Consider the following 22,308-nt stretch of genomic DNA (forward strand, 5'->3'; position numbering starts at 1 on the left):
CCATGAGCCTGGAAAACATTTCCTGCCAGAAGAGCTTCGGCGGCTGGCACAAGCGTTACCGGCATCATTCCCAGGTGCTGGGGTGCGACATGGTCTTCGCTGTCTATCTGCCGCCGCAGGCCGAGCAGGGCGACAAGCTGCCGGTGCTGTACTGGCTCAGCGGGCTGACCTGCACCGATGAGAACTTCATGCAGAAGGCCGGCGCCCAGCGCCTGGCCGCCGAACTGGGTCTGATCATCGTCGCGCCCGATACCAGCCCGCGTGGGGAACAGGTGCCCGCGGATCCGGACGGCGCGTGGGATTTCGGCTTGGGGGCGGGGTTCTATCTCAACGCGACCCAGCAACCATGGGCCAGGCATTACCAGATGCATGACTATGTGGTTCAGGAACTGCCAGCGCTGATCGAAGCGCACTTTCCTGCGTCCGACCAGCGCAGCATCAGTGGCCACTCGATGGGTGGGCATGGCGCGCTGGTCTGCGCATTGCGTAACCCTGGCCGCTATCGCTCGGTGTCGGCCTTTTCGCCGATCAGCAACCCCATGGATTGCCCGTGGGGCGAGAAGGCGTTCTCGCGTTTTCTGGGCGAGGACCGCGCGCGCTGGCGCGAATGGGATGCCAGTGTCCTGCTCGCCGAGACACCCGCGGGGCAGTGCCCCGGGTTGTTGGTGGACCAGGGTGATCGCGACGACTTCCTGGAGAAGCAGCTCAAGCCCGAAGCGCTGGAGCAGGCCGCCAGGAGGGGTGGGCATGACCTGAAGTTGCGCCTGCAGCCGGGGTATGACCATAGCTACTTCTTCATTGCTACCTTCATCGAGGAACACCTGCGGCATCACGCCATGGCGCTGGGTCGGCTGTAACCCGACAAAGCCCGCCCAAGCCAGGGGCAAAGCAGGTAGAATCACGCCCTGAATCAATCAGGGCGTTTTTCTATGCGTATTGGCCACGGCTACGATGTGCACCGTTTTGGCGACGGTGATTTCATTACCTTGGGTGGAGTGCGCATCGCGCACAAGCATGGCCTGCTGGCCCACTCCGACGGTGACGTGCTCCTGCATGCATTGAGCGATGCCTTGCTCGGTGCCGCGGCGCTGGGTGACATCGGCAAGCACTTTCCGGATACCGATCCGCGATTCAAGGGCGCCGATAGCCGCGTGCTGTTGCGTCATGTAGTGGGTATCGTCCAGGCCAAAGGCTGGAAGGTGGGCAACGTCGACGCCACCATCGAGGCCCAGGCACCGAAGATGGCCCCGCACATCGAGGCCATGCGCCAGTTGATCGCCGAGGACCTGCAAGTCGAACTGGACCAGGTCAACGTCAAGGCGACCACCACCGAGAAACTGGGCTTCGTCGGCCGCGAGGAGGGGATTGCCGTGCATGCGGTCGCCCTGTTGCTGGCCATATGACCGAGTTCGAACTGCTCGGGCCGCGGGCCTGGGGCGAAGCGCTTGGCAGTGCGGTGCTCAAGGCGGTTGCCGAGGACTTTCAGGTTGATGAAGTGCTGGACATCCCGCTCTCCGGTCAGGGCGAGCACCTTTGGCTATGGGTCGAGAAGCGTGAGCTCAACACCGAGGACGCGGCCCGCCGCCTGGCTCGCGCCGCCGGTGTGCCCGCGCGCGCCATCAGCTATGCCGGCCTCAAGGACCGCCAGGCCCTGACCCGTCAGTGGTTCAGCCTGCATTTGCCGGGCAAGGCCGATCCTGACCTGTCGCGCGCGGAGGATGACAGTCTGCGCATCCTCAAGCAGGTGCGCCACCAGCGCAAGCTGCAGCGTGGCGCCCATTCGGCCAACGGCTTCACCCTGCGCCTGACGGCCCTGGCCGCCGATCGCCGGGCCCTGGACGCGCGTCTTGCGCTGATGAAGCAGCAGGGCGTGCCGAACTACTTTGGTAGCCAACGCTTCGGCTACGAAGGCGGTAACGTCCATGACGCCATCGACTGGGCAGCTCGCAGGGCCCTGCCCGAGCAACGCAATGTGCGATCGAGGCTGTTGTCGGCAGCGCGCAGTTTCCTGTTCAACCAGGTACTGGCGAAGCGTGTGGAGGATGGCAGCTGGCGGCTGGCGCAAGTGGGCGACCTGTTGGCGTTCACAAATAGTCGTAGCTTTTTTCCGGCTGGCGAGTCGGAATGTTCCGATCCACGGCTGGAAATCCTCGACTTGCACCCCACCGGTCCACTCTGGGGAGAAGGCGAGACGCCCGCCACAGGCGCTACGGCGCGAGCCGAAGCCGATATCGGCAATCGACACGCGACCTTGTGCGAGTGGCTGGCACTTGCCGGCATGGCCCAGGAACGGCGTATCCTGCGGCTCCCTATTGGCGAGCTGACATGGCATTATCCCGAGCCTGATATCCTGCAACTGCAATTCGTCCTTCCGGCCGGATGCTTCGCCACCGTCGTAGTGCGCGAGCTTGTCGATCTGGTGCCGGCAGGGCAGACGGACAGCCCATGCGTATTCTGATTTCGAATGACGACGGTGTTACCGCACCCGGACTCGCCGCGCTGCATGCCGCGCTGGCGGACTACGCGGAGTGCGTGGTAATTGCCCCTGATCAAGACAAGAGCGGCGCCGGCAGTTCGCTGACGCTTGATCGGCCCCTGTGTCCACAGACCCTGGCCAATGGCTTCATCAGCCTCAACGGTACGCCCACGGACTGTGTTCACCTGGGCCTGAATGGCCTGCTGGCGCAGACACCGGACATGGTCGTCTCAGGCATCAACCTGGGCGCGAACCTTGGCGATGACGTGCTGTACTCGGGCACCGTCGCCGCGGCCCTGGAGGGGCGCTTCCTCGGCGGCACCTCGTTGGCCTTCTCGCTGGTCTCGCGCCAGCCCGACAACCTGCCGGCCGCCGCGCATATCGCTCGACGCCTGGTCGAGGCGCAATCACGCCTGACGTTGCCGCCGCGTACCGTACTGAACGTCAACATCCCCAACCTGCCTCTGGAGCACATCCGTGGCATTCAATTGACTCGCCTTGGCCATCGCGCGCGCGCGGCCGCTCCGACCAAGGTGGTCAATCCGCGCGGCAAGGAAGGCTACTGGATCGCCGTGGCCGGGGACGCCGAGGACGGCGGGCCAGGTACCGATTTTCACGCGGTGATGCAGGGCTACGTTTCCATCACTCCCCTGCAGCTCGACCGGACCTTCAACGATGCCTTCGAGCGTATCGAGGGCTGGCTGGAGGGCCTGCTCTGATGCGCGAACAGGACAACATGATGCGCCACGGCATCGGCATGACGTCCCAGCGGACCCGGGAGCGGCTGATCCAGCGCCTATACGAAGAGGGAATATCCAACCAGCAGGTGCTCGATGCGATCAGACGCACACCGCGTCATCTGTTCGTCGACGAGGCCCTGGCTCACCGCGCCTATGAAGATACCGCTCTGCCGATCGGACATAACCAGACGATCTCCCAGCCGTACATGGTCGCGCACATGAGCGAGTTGCTGTTGGAGGACGGCCCGCTGGACAAGGTGTTGGAGATCGGTACCGGCTCCGGATACCAGACCGCCATTTTGGCGCAACTGGTTGAGCGTGTATTTTCCGTGGAGCGCATCAAGGTGCTGCAGGATCGTGCCAAGGAGCGCTTGCTGGAGCTGAACCTGCGCAACGTGGTGTTCCGCTGGGGGGATGGCTGCGAAGGCTGGCCGGCCCTGGCCCCCTATAACGGCATCATCGTCACTGCCGTGGCGCCGCATGTGCCACAGGCGCTGCTCGACCAACTGGCGCCTGGCGGGCGCATGGTGATCCCGGTCGGGGCTGCGGGAGAGCTGCAGCAACTGATGCTGATCGTTCGTGAGGAACAGGGTTTCTCGCGTCGGGTCCTCGGCAACGTGCGTTTCGTGCCGCTGCTCAATGGCCCCGTGGCCTGAAACAGCGCGGAATATTTGCATCGGCGACGAATTCTCACGGCGTTGCCCTGTCTATCTGGCGGGGCCCCTGGCAAGCGTTGGCGGCCGTGGGCTGTGCCGATGCAACCAACGTGGATGGGCTCGGTTACAATTGAAACAATATTGCATGTCTTATCGTCACCATGAGAGGAAGCGGCGGGTGGGTCACACAATCATTCGGCAGCGCAAGGATCTATCATGCTTCAGGCTTCTGGTGATCGCGCTGGCCATGGGGACCTTCCTGGCGGGTTGCTCCAGCAGCGGTAGCAACAGTGCACGCGTCGTCGACCGCAATAACGCGGCGCCCAAGCGGCCGACCGTGACGTCTGGGCAATACATCGTCAAACCTGGCGATACCTTGTTTTCCATCGCTTTCCGTTATGGCTGGGACTACAAGGAGCTCGCTGCCCGCAATAACATCGGTCCTCCCTACACCATCCGTCCGGGCCAGCCCATTCGTTTCAGTAGCGGTTCGGCGGGCACTACCACCGTGGTTTCCAGCCCTTCGTCCTCAAGCCGGACCACGGTCACCAGACGCCCTGTCGTAGCGACTGCCCCGAGTACCAGTACCCCCGCCAAGCCGGTACCGAACACGCCGGCTGTCGGGACTGCCGTAGGCACGCCAGTGCCTGCCGCGGAGATTTCCGCAGGTGGTTGGACATGGCCCGCCAACGGTGTGCTGATTGGAAAATTTGCTTCAAACGGTAGTTTGAATAAAGGCATTGATATCGCGGGTGATTTGGGACAGCCTGTTTTTGCTGCTGCTAAGGGATCAGTGGTGTACGCCGGGAGTGGTTTGAGGGGCTACGGCGAACTGATCATCATCAAGCACAGCGATACCTATGTCAGTGCCTACGGTCATAACCGCAGGCTTTTGGTTCGGGAGGGGCAGCAAGTCAAGGCAGGGCAGGCTATCGCTGAAATGGGGTCCACGGGCACTGATCGGGTGAAATTGCATTTCGAGATTCGCCGCCAGGGCAAGCCAGTCGATCCCTTGCAATTCCTGCCGCGGCGTTGATTGTTGTACCCGGCCTGTCCTGACGTGGGGGGACAGGCTCCAGCGATACCAGGGAACAGGTGCCGCTCGAGTCTGAGTTCGAACTCAGCAAAGGACTATAACAATGGCTCTCAGTAAAGAAGTGCCGGAGTTTGACATCGACGATGACGTTCTCCTGATGGAAACGGGCATCGTCTTGGAAACGGATGTGGTGTCAGACGAACCTGCTGTATCTCCGGTTCGGACCAGAGCCAACAAAGGCTCCTCGCTCAAGCAGCACAAGTACATCGATTACACCCGTGCACTCGATGCCACTCAGCTGTATCTCAATGAGATTGGATTTTCGCCTCTGCTTTCACCAGAAGAGGAAGTGCATTACGCACGGTTGTCGCAGAAAGGCGACGCCGCCGGGCGTAAACGCATGATCGAAAGTAACCTGCGTCTGGTGGTGAAGATCGCTCGGCGTTACGTGAATCGAGGTCTTTCGCTGCTCGACCTGATCGAAGAAGGCAACCTTGGCCTGATTCGGGCGGTAGAGAAGTTCGACCCCGAGCGTGGTTTCCGGTTTTCTACCTATGCAACCTGGTGGATCCGTCAGACCATTGAGCGGGCGATCATGAACCAGACCCGCACCATTCGCCTGCCGATCCATGTGGTCAAGGAGCTCAACGTCTACCTGCGTGCCGCGCGGGAACTGACCCAGAAACTCGATCACGAACCTTCTCCCGAAGAAATCGCCAACCTGCTCGAAAAGCCGGTTGCCGAGGTCAAGCGCATGCTGGGCCTGAATGAACGAGTGTCTTCGGTGGATGTATCGTTGGGACCGGACTCCGACAAGACACTCCTCGATACCCTTACAGATGATCGTCCAACCGATCCCTGCGAACTGCTGCAGGACGACGACCTGTCCCAGAGCATCGACGAGTGGCTTGGCGAATTGACAGACAAGCAACGTGAGGTGGTGATTCGCCGCTTCGGGTTGCGTGGACATGAAAGCAGTACTTTGGAGGACGTCGGGCTGGAGATAGGCCTGACACGGGAGCGGGTACGTCAGATCCAGGTGGAGGGTCTCAAGCGCCTGCGTGAGATATTGGAAAAGAATGGCCTGTCCAGCGAGTCATTGTTCCAGTAATTCCCGGCGCTCATGACAGGACGCCCCGCTTGGTCGGGGCGTCTTTGTATCTGTTGGAAATAACACCGACTCAAAATAGCTGCTCTTCTTGTAGGAGATTGCTTATCTGTGACGTAAGTCATTGTAATGGGGAGCAGTAAACAATTGCCTTTTCTATCCTCTGATTTTTTATAAGCAGATGATTTAAAAGATTTTTTTAGATATTTTGGAATGTGTTTCCTGTAGCGTTTTGACTGATTTCCGGCTTGCTCCCATCACTGGAATCGCTAGTATCTCAACTGTGTCTACGGACTGACACAGACTTTCAAGGACGAGAGTCAGGGACATCGCAAGACGCGATTCATCAGGACGATGATTGGAGTACAGGGACTACGGAAAAAATGTGGGCGGGTCATACCGCCCCTTTTTTCGTCTACAGAAAATAAAAAAGGCCCTCGCGGGCCTTTTTCGGAATTGAAGCGCGTCTAGCGTTCCAGATCCTTGATCTTGCCTTTCACACCGTCGAATTCCTCGGCCTCAGGCAGCGCGTCCTTCTTCTCGGTGATGTTCGGCCAGACTTCTGCCAGTTCGGCGTTCAGGTCGATGAACTCCTGCATGTCCTCAGGGACCTCGTCCTCCGAGAAGATCGCTTGGGCAGGGCATTCCGGCTCGCACAGGGCGCAGTCGATGCATTCATCCGGGTGAATCACCAGGAAGTTCGGGCCCTCGTAGAAGCAGTCCACCGGACAGACTTCCACACAGTCGGTGTACTTGCACTTGATGCAGTTGTCGGTGACGACGAAGGTCATTTCTAGTTTTCTCCTCAGGCAACGGCAGCGCGCCCTCCTTGATCGGGGCGGCGCGGTTTACAGGTGTGGCTGCAGGCCAGGCTAGTAGCCCGCAGCTCCGGCAAACCGCGCGGGATTCTATCAGCTTGCGCGCGAGCGCGTTATAACAGAGTTCGCAGTTGATATAGCATTTCGATAGCTTGTCGCGGTGTCATGTTGTCCAGATCCAGCTTGCCGAGTTTGTCGATGACCGGATGGGGCAGGCTGGCAAACAAGTCGCTCTGGTGCGGGATTTCGGAACGACTTTTTTGGGTTGACGGCTTCTCATGCGGCAGGCTGGAAGCCTCCAAGTGGTCCAGATGCTCCCTAGCCCGCTGGATGACTGCCGCCGGCACGCCGGCCAGCTGGGCGACCGCAAGCCCGTAACTCTGGCTGGCGGGACCTGGCAGCACATGGTGCAGGAACACGATGCGCTCCTTGTGTTCGGTAGCGCTGAGATGCACGTTTGCCACCAAGGGTTCGCTTTCCGGCAGTACCGTCAGTTCGAAATAGTGGGTAGCGAACAAGGTGTACGCACGCAGCTGTGCCAGCCGCTCGGCGGCTGCCCATGCCAGGGAAAGGCCATCGAAGGTGCTGGTGCCTCGGCCGACTTCGTCCATCAGTACCAGGCTGCGGTCGGTGGCATTATGCAGAATGTTCGCGGTTTCGCTCATCTCGACCATGAAGGTCGAGCGTCCACCGGCCAGGTCGTCACTCGAGCCGATGCGCGTGAAGATCCGATCCACCAACGACAGCTCGCAACTCACGGCCGGTACGAAGCTGCCGATGTGCGCCATCAGAACGATCAGCGCGGTTTGACGCATGTACGTCGACTTACCGCCCATGTTGGGGCCGGTGATGATGAGCATGCGTGTATTGCTGTCCAGCCCCAAGTCGTTGGCCACGAACGGCGTGGTCAGGACTTGCTCGACTACCGGATGGCGACCTTGCTCGATCCGTAGGCATGGCTCGCTGACGAAGGTGGGGCAGTTCAGGTCCAGATTCAGCGCACGCTCGGCCAGGTTGCTCAACACGTCCAGCTCGGCCAGCGCGGCGGCGGTGTCCTGAAGCGGAGCCAGGTGGCCGATCAGGTTTTCCAGCAAGGCGTCATAGAGCATCTTCTCGCGGGTCAGGGCGCGACTCTTGGCCGACAATGCCTTGTCTTCGAACGTCTTGAGCTCTGGCGTGATGAAGCGTTCCGCACCCTTCAAGGTCTGCCGCCGTATGTAGTCGGCCGGTGCCTGTTCAGCCTGCCGTGTCGGCAATTCGATGAAGTAGCCATGCACGCGGTTGTAGCCGACCTTGAGGTTGGCAAGGCCGGTACGGGCCTTTTCGCGCGCCTCCAGGTCGATCAGGAACTGGCCGGCGTTCTCGCTCATGGCCAGCAACTCGTCCAGTTCGCTGTCATAGCCGGTCTTGAGCACACCGCCGTCGCGGATCACCGCGGGCGGGTTGTCGATGATGGCTTTTTCCAGCAGCCCGGCCAGCTCCGGGTAGGTCCCGGCAATGGCAGCCAGGCGCGCCAGGTGCGGAGCCTCCAGTTCGGCCAGGCCGTTCTGCAGTTCGGGCAGCGCACCCAGCGCGTCACGCAGGCGCGCCAGGTCGCGTGGCCGCGCGTTGCGCAGGCCGATACGCGCCAGAATTCGCTCGATATCGCCGATTTCCTTGAGCTGCGGTTGCAGCTTTTCGAAACGATAACCATCGAGCAGGCAACGGATCGAACCTTGACGCGCTTGCAATACCTTGAGGTCGCGCAGCGGACGATTCAACCAGCGGGTCAGCAGACGGCTTCCCATGGCAGTCTGGCAACGATCGATGACCGACTGCAGGGTATTGTCGCGACCGCCGGCAAGGTTGATGTCCAGCTCGAGATTGCGCCGGCTGGCCCCATCGAGCACGACCGTGTCGTCGATGCGTTCATGACGCAAGCTGCGCAGATGGGGCAGGGCGGTACGCTGGGTCTCCTTGGCGTACGCCAGCAGGCAGCCGGCGGCACCAATGGCCAGGGTCAGCTTGTCGCAACCGAAGCCCTTGAGGTCCTGGGTAGCGAACTGCTGGCACAGGCTCTTGCGCGCCGTGTCGCGATCGAAGTCCCACGGCGCCCGGCGTCGGCAGCCTCGACGCTTTTCGGCGGGCAAGCCCTGGGGCCAGTCATCGGGGATCAACAGCTCCACCGGGTTCACCCGCTCCAGCTCGGCCAGCAGGTTCTCCCACCCCTTGATCTCCTGGACCATGAAGTTGCCACTGGTGATGTCCAGCACCGCCAGCCCGAACAGGCGCTCGTCACCCAGCAACGCGGCGATCAGATTGTCCCGGCGTTCGTCGAGCAGCGCCTCGTCGCTGACCGTGCCCGGCGTGATGATTCGCACGACCTGGCGCTCCACCGGCCCCTTGCTGGTGGCCGGATCGCCGATCTGTTCGCAGATCACCACCGACTCGCCCAGCTTCACCAGCTTGGCCAGGTAACCCTCGGCCGAGTGATACGGGATCCCGCACATGGGAATCGACTGCCCGGCCGACTGGCCACGGGCCGTCAGGGTGATATCCAGCAATTTGGCCGCCTTCTTCGCGTCTTCATAGAAGATCTCGTAGAAGTCGCCCATGCGGTAGAACATCAGCTGGTCCAGATGCTGGTTCTTCAGCTTCCAGTACTGCTGCATCATCGGAGTGTGTGCGGAGAGGTCGGACATTCGGGGCCTTACAGCGGATGATCTGGGGGCAAATGCGAAACGGCTAATACTACAGGCTTTCGAGTGGCTGCGCAGCGTTGGGCATGCCAACGTCAGTGGCGCACGCGGCCATTTGTTCGATGCCGGCGTGGTGATAGGGTAGGAGTCAGTCTTGACAGGAGCCCTTCAATGGATGCCATTACCGTACTTTCCGTCCGCCTGGGTGAACACTTGCGCCATTTGAATGCCCAAGTCAGTACGGCTGAATCCTGCACCGGTGGCGGTATCGCCGAGGCGATTACTCGAGTGCCAGGTAGTTCGGCGTGGTTCGAGGCTGGTTACGTGACCTATTCCAACGCCCAGAAGATGCGCCAGCTGGGTGTGGCCGAAACGCTGTTCAGCGAGGTAGGTGCTGTCAGTCGGGAGGTGGTCGAGGCCATGGCCCGCGGCGCCCGGGCGACCAGCGGCGCGCGTTTCGCGGTTGCGGTCAGCGGGGTGGCGGGACCCGATGGTGGATCGACGGCCAAGCCTGTCGGCACGGTCTGGCTGGCTTGGGCCGACGGTGAGCAGGTGAAAAGCGAAAGGCGTTGGTTCGACGGCGACCGCGAAGCCGTACGGAGACAAACCGTGATCGCCGCGTTGGAGGGCCTGTTACACCTTGGTGCAGAGTAAATGAGCGGGAGGGCTTTGCGGAAACGCATCCCTGTGGAATAATACTGGCTACTTATACAGTGTATGGCCATCAGGGCCAGTCGATCACGTGAGGATTTCAATGGACGACAACAAGAAGCGCGCCTTGGCTGCGGCCCTGGGTCAAATCGAACGCCAGTTCGGCAAGGGCGCGGTCATGCGCATGGGCGACCATGAGCGGCAGGCCATTCCTGCCATCTCCACCGGCTCCCTGGGGCTGGACATCGCATTGGGCATTGGCGGCCTGCCGAAAGGCCGTATTGTCGAGATCTACGGCCCGGAATCGTCCGGTAAGACGACCTTGACGCTGTCCGTCATCGCAGAGGCCCAGAAGAACGGTGCCACCTGCGCCTTCGTCGACGCCGAGCACGCACTCGACCCGGAGTATGCCGGCAAGCTGGGTGTCAACGTCGACGATCTGCTGGTCTCGCAGCCGGACACCGGCGAGCAGGCGCTGGAAATCACCGACATGCTGGTGCGTTCCAATGCGGTCGACGTGATCATCGTCGACTCCGTGGCAGCCTTGGTTCCAAAGGCCGAGATCGAGGGCGAGATGGGCGACATGCACGTGGGCTTGCAAGCCCGCCTGATGTCCCAGGCGCTGCGCAAGATCACTGGTAACATCAAGAACGCCAACTGCCTGGTCATCTTCATCAACCAGATCCGCATGAAGATCGGCGTCATGTTCGGCAGCCCTGAAACCACCACCGGTGGTAACGCCCTGAAGTTCTATGCATCGGTGCGTCTGGATATCCGCCGGACGGGTGCGGTCAAGGACGGTGACGAGGTGGTCGGTAGCGAAACCCGCGTCAAGATCGTCAAGAACAAGGTTGCGCCTCCTTTCCGTCAGGCTGAGTTCCAGATCCTCTACGGTAAGGGCATCTACCGCAACGGTGAGATCATCGATCTGGGTGTGACTCACGGCTTCCTGGAGAAATCCGGTGCCTGGTACAGCTATCAAGGCAACAAGATCGGTCAGGGCAAGGCGAACTCGGCGAAGTTCCTGCAGGAAAACCCTGCCATTGGGGCCGAGGTCGAGAAGATGATCCGCGACAAGCTGCTTAACCCAAGCACTGTCGCCGCGGAAGGCAAAGCTGCAGCAGTGACTGCGGATGCCAGTGATGTAGCCGACGCCGACGCTAACGCCGGTTATTGATTGATCCTATGTCCGCCATACTCGACACCCCCGTCGCGGTGCGGCGGACAGCCATGGACCTGCTTGCGCGACGTGAGCATGGTCGAGTCGAGCTGACGCGCAAGTTGCGTCAGCGCGGTGCTCCCGAGGAGTTGATCGAGCCTGCGCTCGATCGACTGGCCGAGGAGGGGCTGCTCAGCGAAGCTCGCTATTTGGAAAGTTTCATATCCTACCGCTCCAACGCTGGCTACGGTCCCGCGCGGATACGCGAAGAGCTGGGCCAGCGGGGTCTTGCCCGCGGCGATATCGATCAGGCGCTGCGCGATAGTGGTGTGGAATGGGCGGCTCGCTTGCAGGAAGTCTGGCAACGCAAATTCTCCGGCCAACGTCCGCAAGATCCACGTAGTAGAGCACAGCAGACGCGTTTCCTGGCTTATCGTGGTTTCTCCATGGAAATGATCGGCCGCCTGTTGAGCGGCCGAGACCTGGACGACTGAGTTGTATCAGGTCGTCCTTAATGCCTCGCGGGCATGGGGTGTAGTATGCATGGGGCGAGGTTTTGCCCAGTTTTCCGGCAGATTGATGAAGTCCACCAGTTCGCGCAGGCGCCCTTGATCGCGCCCATTGAAGGCAAAGGTCAGGCGCGTCAGGTGGCTGAAGTTGCCTTCTTCCCTCTCGACATTGCTATCTGCCTGTTGCTGGTATTTACCCGTCAAGCGCAGGTCGGCAAACCCATCTTGCAGATCGAGTAACGCGGCATCGCTGAGCGGGTGATGCATGCGAATGACGAACTGGTTTTTCAACCAGCGGCTTGAGTGGTAGTTGCGATAGAACTGATTGATCTCTTCCACGGCGTCTTCGGCGCTGTGCACCAGGTGCAGCAGTTTCATGTCACTGGGAAGAATGTAGCGGTTCCCTTCGAGCTGGTGGCTGATGAAATTCAACGCGTCCTGCCAGAAAGTGCCGCCTGGTGAATCCAGCAGCACTACAGGGACTAGCGGGCTCTTGCCTGTCTGTATCAGGGTCAGCACTTCGAGCGCTTCATCCAGCGTACCGAACCCTCCGGGGCATAGCACCAGTGCATCTGCTTCTTTGACGAAGAACAGTTTGCGGATAAAGAAGAAATGGAAGGGCAACAGTTTGTCGGTCCCATCCACGGTAGGGTTGGCGTGCTGTTCAAAGGGCAGGGTGATATTGAAACCAAGGCTGTGGTCTGTCCCCGCGCCTTCGTGGGCCGCCGCCATGATCCCCCCTCCGGCACCGGTGATGACCATGAGGTTCGACCGCGCCAGTGCGGCGCCCAGCTCGCGTGCCAGCGCATACATAGGGTGTTCCACAGGAGTGCGAGCCGAGCCAAAGACCGTGACCTTGCGTCGGCCTTTATAACGCGCAAGGGCGCGAAAGGCGTGATCCAGTTCACGCATGGCCTGCAAGGTGATCTTGGCATGCCACCGATTGGTGTCGTCATGGGCCATGCGCAGGACCGTCAGCATCATGTCGCGGTACAGCGGCAGGTTGGCGCTGGAAGGCGCCACCAGTTGCAGTTGTTCATCGATCTTGCTCAGGTCGATGCCATTGTCCCTGAAATGATTGAATAGCAGTTCGTTGGGTTGGTAAGGCATTCAACGTCTCCTTCTGCAGCAGAGCCTTTCACCGGGACGATGGTGGTTCCCGGCCACGACACACGCGTGCCGCCGGCTGCTGTAACTCGAACATGAGCGTCAAGTGGCGCAGTAGGTCTTCGGGTCTGTTGCAGTGACAGTATCCATCTTGTTGATATTGTCGTGATGTCGGCTGATCAGCTTCAGCGGCAGGCTCCTTCGTTTGCCGTGAAAATAAGGTGGTATCGTTATCAATCTAGACGCTGGCAGCCGATCATGCCGAGCTACCGGTAGCCGCCGCGCCTCAGGCAGGGTCCAGCAATGCGTCAAGGCTGATGGACGGAAGGGAAGGGCACACAGGTAGGGATATCAAGGCGATGTCGCGGACGACCGGAAGGGCAGGAGCGCCGGTCTCGCTATTTCCGAAGGCTGATTGCCGCGCTGCGCGCCGATGAAGAGCAGCGGCGCAGCGACCATGACAACCAGTCCCTGTCAGTCAGTTCTTCTTGCCATCCAGGCCACAGCTGTCGGCGTTGAACAGCTGCTGGCCGACCGGGCGGTTGGTCTTGTATTCGGTAAACTCGTAGCGCAATACCGCACCACGCGCCAGCAACTGACGGAACCCGCGATTGTTGCAAACGCTTGCGCCCAACTGGTCGCGCACTATTTCCGGATTGGCGCGCATCTGCTGAGCCTGACTCTCGCGAACGCTCAAATGGTTGATCAGGAATTTGCCTTCGACGGTATAGCCCTGATCGAGCATGTCTTCATTGATCGCACGCGGTGTCCCGACGCTGCTTTCCCGGGCAACCTTCTGCAGCATTTGGTTGAGCTCATAGTCCTGCTTTGAAGCTGCATTGGCAGCCAGGGGCAGGGCGAGCATCAGGCTCAGGGTCGGGACGATAAGACGCAGCATGTAACTCTCCTGGTTCAATGACTGGCGCTTGGACCTGCGCTGGGGAGTAGTGTTCCGTAGGGCGCAGGCCAAGGGCCGTTTGAATGACGACTTTGTACTAAGTATAAAGCTGTCGTCCTGAACGCTGCACGGCTAAACCTTCCGCTCTGGTAGACTGGGCGCCTGTATCCAGTCGAGTCCCTGCTGTGCCCTGTTCCCTTTTCCAAGGATGCCCGCGACCATGAGCCATGCCGTAGCGCGCTTGCGCGCCGAACGCCTGGCGCGGAGCGTCAAGCCGTTCATCGCTCGCGGTTCACGCGCCCCTCGCTGCCCCGATTGCCGGGTGATCTTCAGTCATTGCCTGTGTGCCTGGAAACCCAAGGTGCAGGCGGACTCGGGCATGTGTCTGCTGATGCATGACACCGAGCCGTTGAAGCCCTCCAATACCGGTTGGCTCATCGCTGATCTGATCGAAGACACCTCGGCATTCGGCTGGCTGCGTACTGATGTGGACGCACGACTGCTGGCGCTGCTCGATAGCCCGGTATGGCAACCCTATATCGTGTTTCCTGGTGAATTCGTGGCCCAGGAGCGGGTGGTTGATGAGGTGGTTCGCCAGCCTGGCAAGCGGCCGCTGTTCATCCTGCTGGATGCCACCTGGACCGAAGCTCGCAAGATGTTTCGTAAAAGCCCGTACCTGGATCGTTTCCCGGTACTGAGTCTGCAGCCTGAACAACTGTCCCGCTATTGCTTGCGCCGATCCAAGCGAGACGATCACTTCTGCACCGCCGAAGTGGCCGCCATGTGCCTGGAACTGGCTGGGGATCAGCAGGCGTCACAGGCACTGGACGCCTATCTCGATGTATTCAGCACGCATTACCTCAGCGCCAAGCGACATTGGCCGCTGGATGAGCAGGACAGCGTCCATCAGCGTCTGCATACCTTCCTATAGTACAAGGGGCAGACATCGCGGAATGCTTCATAATGTCCGCGCTGGCAGCCAGGGTGGGCGAACACGCCAGGGCGATTGGCTTGACCGCCCGAACCGTGCTCGGCATCCTTGGCGCCGCTTCGGGCACGATGAAGAGGCCGTTACCTGGGCCTCGCCTTACCTTTCTGGCCGGCGGCCCAGCCGTTTGCGCCCTGAGTTGCCCGCCTGGCCCCCAACCTGCCTAGGGTCAGGCACAGAACAGGATCCATAGATCGATGGCCACATACGAAATCCTGATAGCCGATGACCACCCGCTGTTTCGTAGCGCCCTGCGTCAGGCCGTGACCCTGGGCCTCGGTCCGCAGGTACGCCTGGTGGAAGTGGCGAGTATTGCCGAGCTGGAAACCCGCCTGACCGAAAAAGCCGATTGGGATCTGGTGCTGCTGGATCTGAACATGCCGGGCGCTTACGGTTTTTCCGGTCTGGTACTGCTGCGTGGGCAGTATCCGCAGATACCGGTCGTGATGGTCTCCGCCCAGGAGGAAGCGGCGGTGGTGGTCAAGTCGCGCGAATTCGGCGCCAGTGGTTTCATTCCCAAGTCCAGCCCGTTGGAAACGATCCAGGAAGCGGTACAGAAAGTCCTCGACGGTGAGGTCTGGTGGCCGCCCCAGGCATTCGAGAAAGTGGACGTCTCCGCCGAGGCCAAGGCCGCCAGTGAAGGTCTCGCCAGCCTGACGCCACAGCAGTTCAGAGTCCTCACGATGGTCTGCGAAGGTTTGCTGAACAAACAGATTGCCTATGAACTCAGCGTTTCGGAGGCCACCATCAAAGCCCATGTGACGGCTATCTTCCGCAAGCTGGGGGTACGTACCCGTACCCAGGCCGCCTTGTTGCTGCAACAACTTGAATCAGTTGCCGGCAGCTGAGTGCTCCCGGCTTCACGCTTTTTTGACTTGGCCCGCACTAGTCTGCGGCCCTCCACAGGTAAAGTATCCCTCCATGTCACCATTCAAGGGCCAGACGGGCCTCAAGCGCATCTTCAACGCAGCCGGTTATTCACTGGATGGCCTGCGCGCCGCATTCAGGGGCGAGGCGGCGTTCCGTCAGTTGGTACTGCTCAACGTCATTCTGGTACCAGTGGCCTTCTGGCTGCCGGTGAGTCGTGCCGAGCGGGCAGTGCTGATCGCGGTGTGCATGCTCGGCCTGATCGTCGAACTGTTCAATTCGGCGGTCGAGGCGGCCATCGATCGTATCTCTCTGGATCGTCACCCCTTGTCGAAAAACGCCAAGGACATGGGCAGCGCCGCGCAGTTGGTAGCCTTGACCATGATCGCCCTGGTATGGGGTGTGGTCCTGTGGTGAGCGTCAGGCAATGGGTGGCAGAACGATCTCGTCGCTGCGCCTGACGCCAGCGGTAAAGCTGCGGCACAGGTCAAGGAACTCACGCATGGCCGACGTCTGGTATTTCTGCTTGTGCCAGATGAAGTAGAACTGTCGGGACAGATCCAGCTCGGGCGTTTCGATCGCGACCAGGCTGCCTCGGCGGAAGGCATCGCGTAGCGCCAATCGCGATATGCAGCCGATCCCGAGCCCGGATTCCACGGCACGCTTGATCGCTTCAGTGTGCTCGAGCTCCAGCCGGATATTGAGGTTGGCGCGGTGGTGACGCATGGCCTGATCAAAGGTAAGGCGCGTTCCTGAACCCTGTTCACGGAGGATCCAGGCCTCCTGGGTCAAAGCCTCGATGCTCGCGCTGCCTACCTTGGCCAGCGGATGCTGGGGCGCGCAAAATACGACCAGCTCGTCCTCCACCCATGGCCTGACTTCGAGGTCGGGATGGCTGCAGTCGCCCTCGATCAGACCCAGGTCAATTTCATAGTGCGCGACCTGTTGCACGATGTGCGCGGTGTTCTGAACGTGCAACTTGACCTGGCTCTCGGGGTGACCCTGCATGAAGCTGCCGATCAGCAGCGTTGCCAGGTAGTTGCCGATGGTCAGGGTAGCGCCGACCGACAACGAGCCGAACCCCGACTTGCCATTGAGCAGGTCTTCGATCTCCTTGGCCTGGTCGAGCAGGGCCACGGCCTGAGGTAATAGCTGATGTCCAAGCGCGTTGAGGCTCAGTCGCTTGCCCGCGCGATCGAACAGTTGGCAGCTGGACTGACGCTCGAGCTCGGTGATCGAGGTGCTGGCGGCAGATTGCGACAATGCCAGCACGCTGGCGGCTCGAGAGACGCTTTGATGCTGGGCTACCGCGACGAAGACCTGCAGTTGACGAAGAGTAAATCGCATATCTATATAACCGATAAGGCATATCTTTATAATCCATTTAACAGATATTGTCGCTACCTCTAAACTATCGCGCAATCGCGCTCTTGGTCAGCGCAGCGTTTTTCTTCAGGAGCCTGTACATGAGCAACATGAACCACGAACGTGTCCTCAGTGTTCACCACTGGAACGACACCCTGTTCAGCTTCAAGTGCACCCGTGACCCGGGGCTGCGCTTCGAGAACGGTCAGTTCGTGATGATCGGCCTGCAACAGCCTGGCGGCCGCCCGCTCATGCGCGCCTATTCCATCGCCTCGCCCAACTGGGAAGAACATCTGGAGTTCTTCAGCATCAAGGTGCCGGATGGCCCGCTGACGTCCCAGCTGCAGCACCTGAAGGAAGGTGACGAGATCATCATCAGCAAGAAGCCTACCGGTACGCTGGTGCTGGACGATCTCAACCCAGGCAAGCACCTGTACCTGCTGAGCACCGGTACTGGTCTGGCACCTTTCATGAGCGTCATTCAGGATCCGGAAACCTATGAGCGCTTCGAGAAAGTGATCCTGGTTCACGGTGTGCGCTACGTCAACGAAGTGGCTTATCGCGAATTCATCACCGAGCACCTGCCGCAGAACGAGTTCTTCGGCGAGCAGCTGCGCGACAAGTTGATCTACTACCCGACCGTGACTCGCGAACCTTTCGAGAATCAAGGGCGTCTGACCGACCTGATGCGCAGCGGCAAACTGTTCAGCGACATCGGCCTGCCGCCGATCAATCCGCAGGACGACCGTGCCATGATCTGCGGTAGCCCGAGCATGCTCGACGAAACCAGTGAAGTCCTCGACAGCTTCGGTCTGAAGATCTCCGCGCGCATGCGCGAGCCGGGCGACTACCTGATCGAGCGTGCCTTCGTCGAGAAGTAAGGCGAACGCTTCATGAAAAACGCGGGCTCAGGTCCAATGCTGGTCAGTTAAGACCGATGGGCTGCTTCGCACCCCTTCGCGGGCAAGCCCGCTCCCACAAGGGAGTGCGTGGCCCTGAGTTCTGTGGGAGCGGGCTTGCCCGCGAAGGGGTGCGAAGCAGCCCAACTGCAGACTGTGGGCTTGACTGATCAACATTAGGCTCAGGCCTGCGTTTTTTATGCTTTGGCACACGTCAGCCAGGCAAGCAGGCCAATGTGTCGCCTGCGCTCAACGGTCGTGGACGACCTCAAGCACCTTGATTCTGTCAGGCTGGGGGTAGTGCCAGCGTACCTGCACGTCCCAGAACTTCACGCCATATACCCGCTCGACAGGCGGGACCTGATAGGCAGGGCGCGGATCCTGCGCCAGACACTGCTCGATCAGCTCCACCAGTGGCTGTGCCAAACGCAAGGCATGCTCGCGGGCCTGGGGCAGGGCGACATCGCTCCATTGCACGGCAATAGGCTCCGGCGCGTCGCTGGCCATCTGGTTGCAAGCGTCGGCGATGCTGTCGGCATAGGGTACGTAAGGTTTGATATCCAGGACCGGCGTGCCATCGAGCAGATCGATGCCGGACAGCAGCAAGCGCCCAGGTTCGACGCCCTCCAGGCGCACGACCGACTGGCCGATGCCGTTCGGGCGATGGGTAGCTCTGGTCGCGAATACGCCCATGCTCCTGTTGCCGCCCAGCCGAGGCGGGCGCACCTTCAGGCGTGGCTTGTCTTCCAGTGCCTGATGGAACAAGAACAGCAACCAGACATGGCTGACCTGTTCCAGTCCCGCTACTGCATCACCTTGGTCGAATGGCGGCAATAGCTCCAATACGCCGCGGGCGGCCGGAGCCAGCCGCGGCTGACGCGGGATGGCGAATTTCTCCTTGAAGCAGGAGCGCACGATACCGACGGGCGAAACACGGTGTTCCATGCCGTGCTCAGCCACGTACGCGCTGGGCCAGGCCCTTGAGGAAGTTACGCAGCAGCTGATCGCCGCAGGGGCGGTAGTTCTCATGTCCGACCTTGCGGAACAATGCACTGAGCTCGGGCTTGGAGACCGGGAAGTCAGCGGCCTTCAGGATCGTATGCAAGTCCTCTTCCTTGAGTTCGAAGGCCACCCGCAATTTCTTGAGAATGGTGTTGTTGCTTACCGGCACTTCGATCGGCTGAGGCGGGCGGCTGTCGTCACGGCCACGTCGATAGATCACCAGGCCATCGAGGAAGTGCGCCATGACCCGATCCGGGCAGCGCACGAAGCCTGCTTCTTCCTCTTTCTTGACGTAATGGGCGACTTCCGTCGCGGCGATCTTCAGGCCCGACAGGCCGATGATCTCGGCCATCTGCGCATCGTTCACTTTGAGCATGTAGCGCAAGCTGCGCAGTACATCGTTGTGGTTCATTGGGACACATCCTGTCGAGGGTTGCCTGCGATGGCAGGCAGCCGTAGTACTTAAAATCTTTCGCTGCCATCCAGGTAGCGCCATTGCCCCAGCGTCAGCTTGCCCATCGATACCCCGCCCAGACGGATACGTCGCATGCCCAGCACTTCAAGACGCAGGGCGGCACAGAGTTCGGCGACCTGACCGGGTTGCGGGTTCTTCAAGGCCATGCGCAGGTGCGTTTCGTTCTGCCAGCTGGCCTTGGCCTTGGGCAGCTCGCGGCCATCGCGGGTCACTCCGCGGGCAAGGCGTTCCAAGGCCACGGGAGTGGTTTCACCGCGTACTTCGATGATGTACTCCTGCTCCAGGCGCCGCAGGTCTGTCTCGATCTTGCGGCTGACCTTCCAGTCCTGGGTGAACACCTGCAGGCCGCTTGCGCCAGATTGCAGGGGAGCGACGCAAGTCAGGCGAGCGAAGTGCCCGTGAAGCGGACGCACTTGATTGCGGTGAGCCTCGCTCAGGCTGTCCAGGGTCATGCTGGTGCGGGCGGCTTCGATGTCCTGTCCACGTGGCTGATTGAGCAGCAGAGTGACCGGCTCGAGCGCCTGCGCCTTGGCTCCGGGAAGCAACTCCACGCGCTGGTTCTCGACCTTGAACTGAGGCTGCTCGATGACCACGCCATCCACGGTGACCCAGCCACCCTCGATATACAGCTCGGCCTCGCGGCGCGAGCAGTCGAGTTGTTCGACAAGACGTTTGGACAGGCGGACGGGTTCGGACATGGGGCGTATTCGCACGGCAAAGAAAAGTGGCCCATTGTACCTGTCCCAGGCGGCCCGGTGCCTGCAATCTCTATCCAAACCCCGTCCTGCAGACAGATGACTTCAGTTTTCAGCCATCGTGGCGGGATCGGCGAGCGCCATGTGAAGCAAAGGATAAGGCTGCCCGAGACCATCCTTCTCGGAACGCCCGATGACCTTGAAACCCTGATGCAGATAGAAGCCGAGGGCCTTGGGGTTCTGCTCGTTGACATCGAGCTGCCAGGCACCCAACTCATCGATGGCATGACGCAGCAAGCGCTTGCCGACACCCTGGCCATGGCATTCAGGGGCCACGAACAGCATGTCCACCTGACCATTGGAAGCACCGGCAAAGCCGAGAATTCGCTGGGCGCTGTCCTTGCAGCAGATCAGCTCCACCGCATCGAGGTACTTGCCTAGCACGTGATCGCGCAGAATCACGAGGTAGGTTTCCGGAAGGAAATCATGGGTGGCACGCACCGATTGCTCCCATATCTGGAGCAATCGCGGATAGTCGGCGCGCTGAGGCACCTGCAAAGTGAGTGACATGACTGTTTCTCGTCGGATCAGCGTGATGGCGCTGTATGCACGCTGTAGCTTTTGGTGTCTCCAGGATCGAGCGCCGTCGCGCCATGGATAGCAGGGCGGCGTTCGATCTCAAGGGCGCCAGAACCACGCGACTGGCGCTCGATGACCTTCAGACGGGCTCGGCCCACATGTCATATTCGTCGGCGTCGACGACACGGCAACGGACCTTGTCACCCGGCTTGAAGCCATGGTCGCCGTCGATGAACACACTGCCGTCGATTTCAGGCGCATCGAAGAAGCTGCGACCGACCGAGCCCTGTTCCTCGACTTCGTCGATCAATACCTCGATTTCCTTGCCGATGCGCAGTTGCAGGCGGGCCGCGCTGATTGCCTGCTGATGCGCCATGAAGCGATCCCAACGGTCCTGCTTGATCTCGTCCGGGACTTCTTCCAGGCCCAGGTCATTGGCGGGCGCGCCCTCGACAGGCGAATACTGGAAGCAGCCGACTCGATCGAGCTGGGCTTCGGTGAGCCAATCTAGCAGGTACTGGAAATCTTCCTCGGTCTCGCCAGGGAAGCCGACGATGAAGGTCGAACGAATGACCAGCTCCGGGCATTGCTCGCGCCAGTTCTTGATACGCGCCAGGGTGCGGTCTTCGAAAGCAGGGCGTTTCATCGACTTGAGCACTTTCGGGCTGGCGTGTTGGAAGGGGATATCCAGGTACGGCAGGATCTTGCCGGCTGCCATGAGCGGGATGACATCGTCCACGTTCGGGTACGGATAGACATAATGCAGGCGCACCCAGGCACCCAGGCTGCCGAGAGCTTCGCACAGTTCGAGCATGCGGGTCTTGACCGGGCGACCGTTCCAGAAATCGGTCTTGTACTTGACGTCGACGCCGTAGGCGCTGGTGTCCTGGGAAATCACCAGGATCTCCTTCACGCCAGCCTTGACCAGGCGTTCGGCCTCGCTCAGTACTTCACCGACCGGACGACTGACCAGCTTGCCGCGCATGGACGGAATGATGCAGAAGCTGCAGCTGTGGTTGCAGCCCTCGGAAATCTTCAGGTAGGCATAATGGCGCGGCGTGAGCTTGACCCCCTGAGGCGGTACCAGGTCGATCAGCGGATTGTGATCCTGGCGTGGCGGCACGACTTCGTGCACTGCGTTGACCACCTGCTCGTACTGCTGCGGGCCGCTGACCGACAACACGCTTGGGTGCACGTCACGGATATTGCCTTCCTCGACACCCATGCAGCCGGTCACGATGACCTTGCCGTTCTCCTTGATTGCTTCGCCGATCACCTCGAGCGACTCCGCCTTGGCGCTGTCGATGAAACCGCAGGTGTTGACCACCACCACGTCGGCATCCTCGTAGGTGGGCACGACTTCGTAACCTTCCATGCGCAGCTGGGTCAGAATGCGCTCGGAATCGACCAGGGCCTTCGGGCAACCCAGGGAGACGAAACCGACCTTGGGCGAGGTGGGCGTTGGAGTGGTGGACATGACTAACCTCGGTATTGAATAAGGCTACCCGGCCATTGGCGAGGCAGTCCTGACGGGCGCTTTCGGCGCCTCTGATCAAAAAGTGCGCAATTCTAGCGACCGTAAAGGTTCTTGACCAGCAGAAA

24 protein-coding genes are annotated in these 22,308 nt (G+C 60.6%); 14 read left to right on the forward strand and 10 right to left on the reverse strand.

Translation table 11 applies throughout. The features are described from left to right. Positions 1–2 precede the first annotated feature (2 nt). The 7 genes from fghA to rpoS all read left to right on the forward strand — a co-directional run bounded on the left by fghA (position 3) and on the right by rpoS (position 6,019). Positions 3–857 (forward strand): S-formylglutathione hydrolase, encoded by an 855-nt coding sequence (fghA, locus tag G7009_RS06145; protein ID WP_181129026.1) that lies wholly within the window; start codon positions 3–5, stop codon positions 855–857. A 72-nt stretch (positions 858–929) separates the two neighbouring features. Then, positions 930–1,403 (forward strand): 2-C-methyl-D-erythritol 2,4-cyclodiphosphate synthase, encoded by a 474-nt coding sequence (gene ispF / locus G7009_RS06150; protein WP_181129027.1) that lies wholly within the window; start codon positions 930–932, stop codon positions 1,401–1,403. Then, complete coding sequence (gene truD / locus G7009_RS06155; RefSeq protein ID WP_181129028.1) at positions 1,400–2,458, forward strand: tRNA pseudouridine(13) synthase TruD; 1,059 nt, start codon at positions 1,400–1,402, stop codon at positions 2,456–2,458. Before ispF ends, truD begins: the two co-directional genes overlap by 4 nt. Continuing rightward, complete coding sequence (gene surE / locus G7009_RS06160; protein ID WP_181129029.1) at positions 2,446–3,195, forward strand: 5'/3'-nucleotidase SurE; 750 nt, start codon at positions 2,446–2,448, stop codon at positions 3,193–3,195. Before truD ends, surE begins: the two co-directional genes overlap by 13 nt. 38 nt (positions 3,196–3,233) lie before the next feature. Then, positions 3,234–3,872, forward strand: a complete 639-nt coding sequence (locus G7009_RS06165) for a protein-L-isoaspartate(D-aspartate) O-methyltransferase (RefSeq protein WP_181129177.1) — start codon at positions 3,234–3,236, stop codon at positions 3,870–3,872. A 178-nt stretch (positions 3,873–4,050) separates the two neighbouring features. Next, positions 4,051–4,908, forward strand: a complete 858-nt coding sequence (locus G7009_RS06170; protein WP_181129030.1) for a peptidoglycan DD-metalloendopeptidase family protein — start codon at positions 4,051–4,053, stop codon at positions 4,906–4,908. Between the two features lie 103 nt (positions 4,909–5,011). Next, positions 5,012–6,019 (forward strand): RNA polymerase sigma factor RpoS, encoded by a 1,008-nt coding sequence (gene rpoS / locus G7009_RS06175; RefSeq protein ID WP_181129031.1) that lies wholly within the window; start codon positions 5,012–5,014, stop codon positions 6,017–6,019. Positions 6,020–6,483: 464 nt separating this feature from the next. On the opposite strand, the gene fdxA is transcribed toward rpoS, so the two are convergent. Beyond that, a complete protein-coding gene (fdxA, locus tag G7009_RS06180; RefSeq protein WP_181129032.1) occupies positions 6,484–6,807 on the reverse strand; it encodes a ferredoxin FdxA in 324 nt (107 codons plus the stop codon). 140 nt (positions 6,808–6,947) lie between these two features. After that, positions 6,948–9,515: a DNA mismatch repair protein MutS gene (gene mutS / locus G7009_RS06185; RefSeq protein WP_181129033.1), complete on the reverse strand. Its 2,568-nt coding sequence runs from the start codon at positions 9,513–9,515 to the stop codon at positions 6,948–6,950. A 168-nt stretch (positions 9,516–9,683) separates the two neighbouring features. Between mutS and G7009_RS06190 the strand changes: the two genes are divergently transcribed. The 3 genes from G7009_RS06190 to recX all read left to right on the forward strand — a co-directional run bounded on the left by G7009_RS06190 (position 9,684) and on the right by recX (position 11,816). Then, entirely contained in the window at positions 9,684–10,166 is a 483-nt protein-coding gene (locus G7009_RS06190) for a CinA family protein (protein WP_181129034.1), read from the forward strand. Positions 10,167–10,266: 100 nt separating this feature from the next. Next, entirely contained in the window at positions 10,267–11,340 is a 1,074-nt protein-coding gene (gene recA / locus G7009_RS06195; RefSeq protein WP_181129035.1) for a recombinase RecA, read from the forward strand. A gap of 8 nt (positions 11,341–11,348) precedes the next feature. Then, on the forward strand, positions 11,349–11,816 hold the full coding sequence (gene recX, locus G7009_RS06200; RefSeq protein ID WP_181129036.1) for a recombination regulator RecX: 468 nt from the start codon (positions 11,349–11,351) through the stop codon (positions 11,814–11,816). A gap of 6 nt (positions 11,817–11,822) precedes the next feature. Here recX and G7009_RS06205 read toward each other — a convergent pair whose 3' ends face one another. Beyond that, a complete protein-coding gene (locus G7009_RS06205) occupies positions 11,823–12,941 on the reverse strand; it encodes an LOG family protein (protein ID WP_181129037.1) in 1,119 nt (372 codons plus the stop codon). A gap of 475 nt (positions 12,942–13,416) precedes the next feature. After that, on the reverse strand, positions 13,417–13,836 hold the full coding sequence (locus G7009_RS06210) for a quorum-sensing-regulated virulence factor family protein (RefSeq protein WP_181129038.1): 420 nt from the start codon (positions 13,834–13,836) through the stop codon (positions 13,417–13,419). Between the two features lie 220 nt (positions 13,837–14,056). Between G7009_RS06210 and G7009_RS06215 the strand changes: the two genes are divergently transcribed. From G7009_RS06215 to G7009_RS06225, 3 genes are all read left to right on the forward strand, one after another. Beyond that, positions 14,057–14,767: a tRNA-uridine aminocarboxypropyltransferase gene (locus tag G7009_RS06215; protein WP_181129039.1), complete on the forward strand. Its 711-nt coding sequence runs from the start codon at positions 14,057–14,059 to the stop codon at positions 14,765–14,767. A 254-nt stretch (positions 14,768–15,021) separates the two neighbouring features. Next, positions 15,022–15,672: a response regulator transcription factor ErdR gene (gene erdR / locus G7009_RS06220; protein WP_181129040.1), complete on the forward strand. Its 651-nt coding sequence runs from the start codon at positions 15,022–15,024 to the stop codon at positions 15,670–15,672. Positions 15,673–15,745: 73 nt separating this feature from the next. Beyond that, complete coding sequence (locus G7009_RS06225; RefSeq protein WP_181129041.1) at positions 15,746–16,108, forward strand: diacylglycerol kinase; 363 nt, start codon at positions 15,746–15,748, stop codon at positions 16,106–16,108. Positions 16,109–16,111: 3 nt separating this feature from the next. On the opposite strand, the gene G7009_RS06230 is transcribed toward G7009_RS06225, so the two are convergent. Next, entirely contained in the window at positions 16,112–17,038 is a 927-nt protein-coding gene (locus G7009_RS06230; RefSeq protein ID WP_181129042.1) for a LysR family transcriptional regulator, read from the reverse strand. 119 nt (positions 17,039–17,157) lie between these two features. Between G7009_RS06230 and fpr the strand changes: the two genes are divergently transcribed. Continuing rightward, positions 17,158–17,937 carry a ferredoxin-NADP reductase gene (gene fpr / locus G7009_RS06235; protein WP_181129043.1) on the forward strand — a complete coding sequence of 260 codons (780 nt, stop codon included), beginning with the start codon at positions 17,158–17,160 and terminating at the stop codon, positions 17,935–17,937. Between the two features lie 267 nt (positions 17,938–18,204). On the opposite strand, the gene tsaA is transcribed toward fpr, so the two are convergent. From tsaA to rimO, 5 genes are all read right to left on the reverse strand, one after another. Beyond that, positions 18,205–18,900 carry a tRNA (N6-threonylcarbamoyladenosine(37)-N6)-methyltransferase TrmO gene (tsaA, locus tag G7009_RS06240; RefSeq protein ID WP_181129044.1) on the reverse strand — a complete coding sequence of 232 codons (696 nt, stop codon included), beginning with the start codon at positions 18,898–18,900 and terminating at the stop codon, positions 18,205–18,207. A 7-nt stretch (positions 18,901–18,907) separates the two neighbouring features. Then, entirely contained in the window at positions 18,908–19,369 is a 462-nt protein-coding gene (locus G7009_RS06245) for a YehS family protein (RefSeq protein WP_181129045.1), read from the reverse strand. 50 nt (positions 19,370–19,419) lie between these two features. Continuing rightward, the gene (locus G7009_RS06250) at positions 19,420–20,130 is read right to left on the reverse strand and encodes an rRNA pseudouridine synthase (RefSeq protein ID WP_181129046.1); all 711 of its coding nucleotides are present in this window, start codon (positions 20,128–20,130) and stop codon (positions 19,420–19,422) included. Positions 20,131–20,232: 102 nt separating this feature from the next. Beyond that, positions 20,233–20,697 (reverse strand): GNAT family N-acetyltransferase, encoded by a 465-nt coding sequence (locus G7009_RS06255; protein ID WP_181129047.1) that lies wholly within the window; start codon positions 20,695–20,697, stop codon positions 20,233–20,235. Positions 20,698–20,845: 148 nt separating this feature from the next. Next, the gene (gene rimO / locus G7009_RS06260; protein WP_181129048.1) at positions 20,846–22,183 is read right to left on the reverse strand and encodes a 30S ribosomal protein S12 methylthiotransferase RimO; all 1,338 of its coding nucleotides are present in this window, start codon (positions 22,181–22,183) and stop codon (positions 20,846–20,848) included. Between the last annotated feature and the right edge of the window lie 125 nt (positions 22,184–22,308).

It is taken from the genome of Pseudomonas capeferrum (assembly GCF_013523055.1).
Taxonomy (GTDB): Bacteria; Pseudomonadota; Gammaproteobacteria; order Pseudomonadales; family Pseudomonadaceae; genus Aquipseudomonas; species Aquipseudomonas capeferrum_A.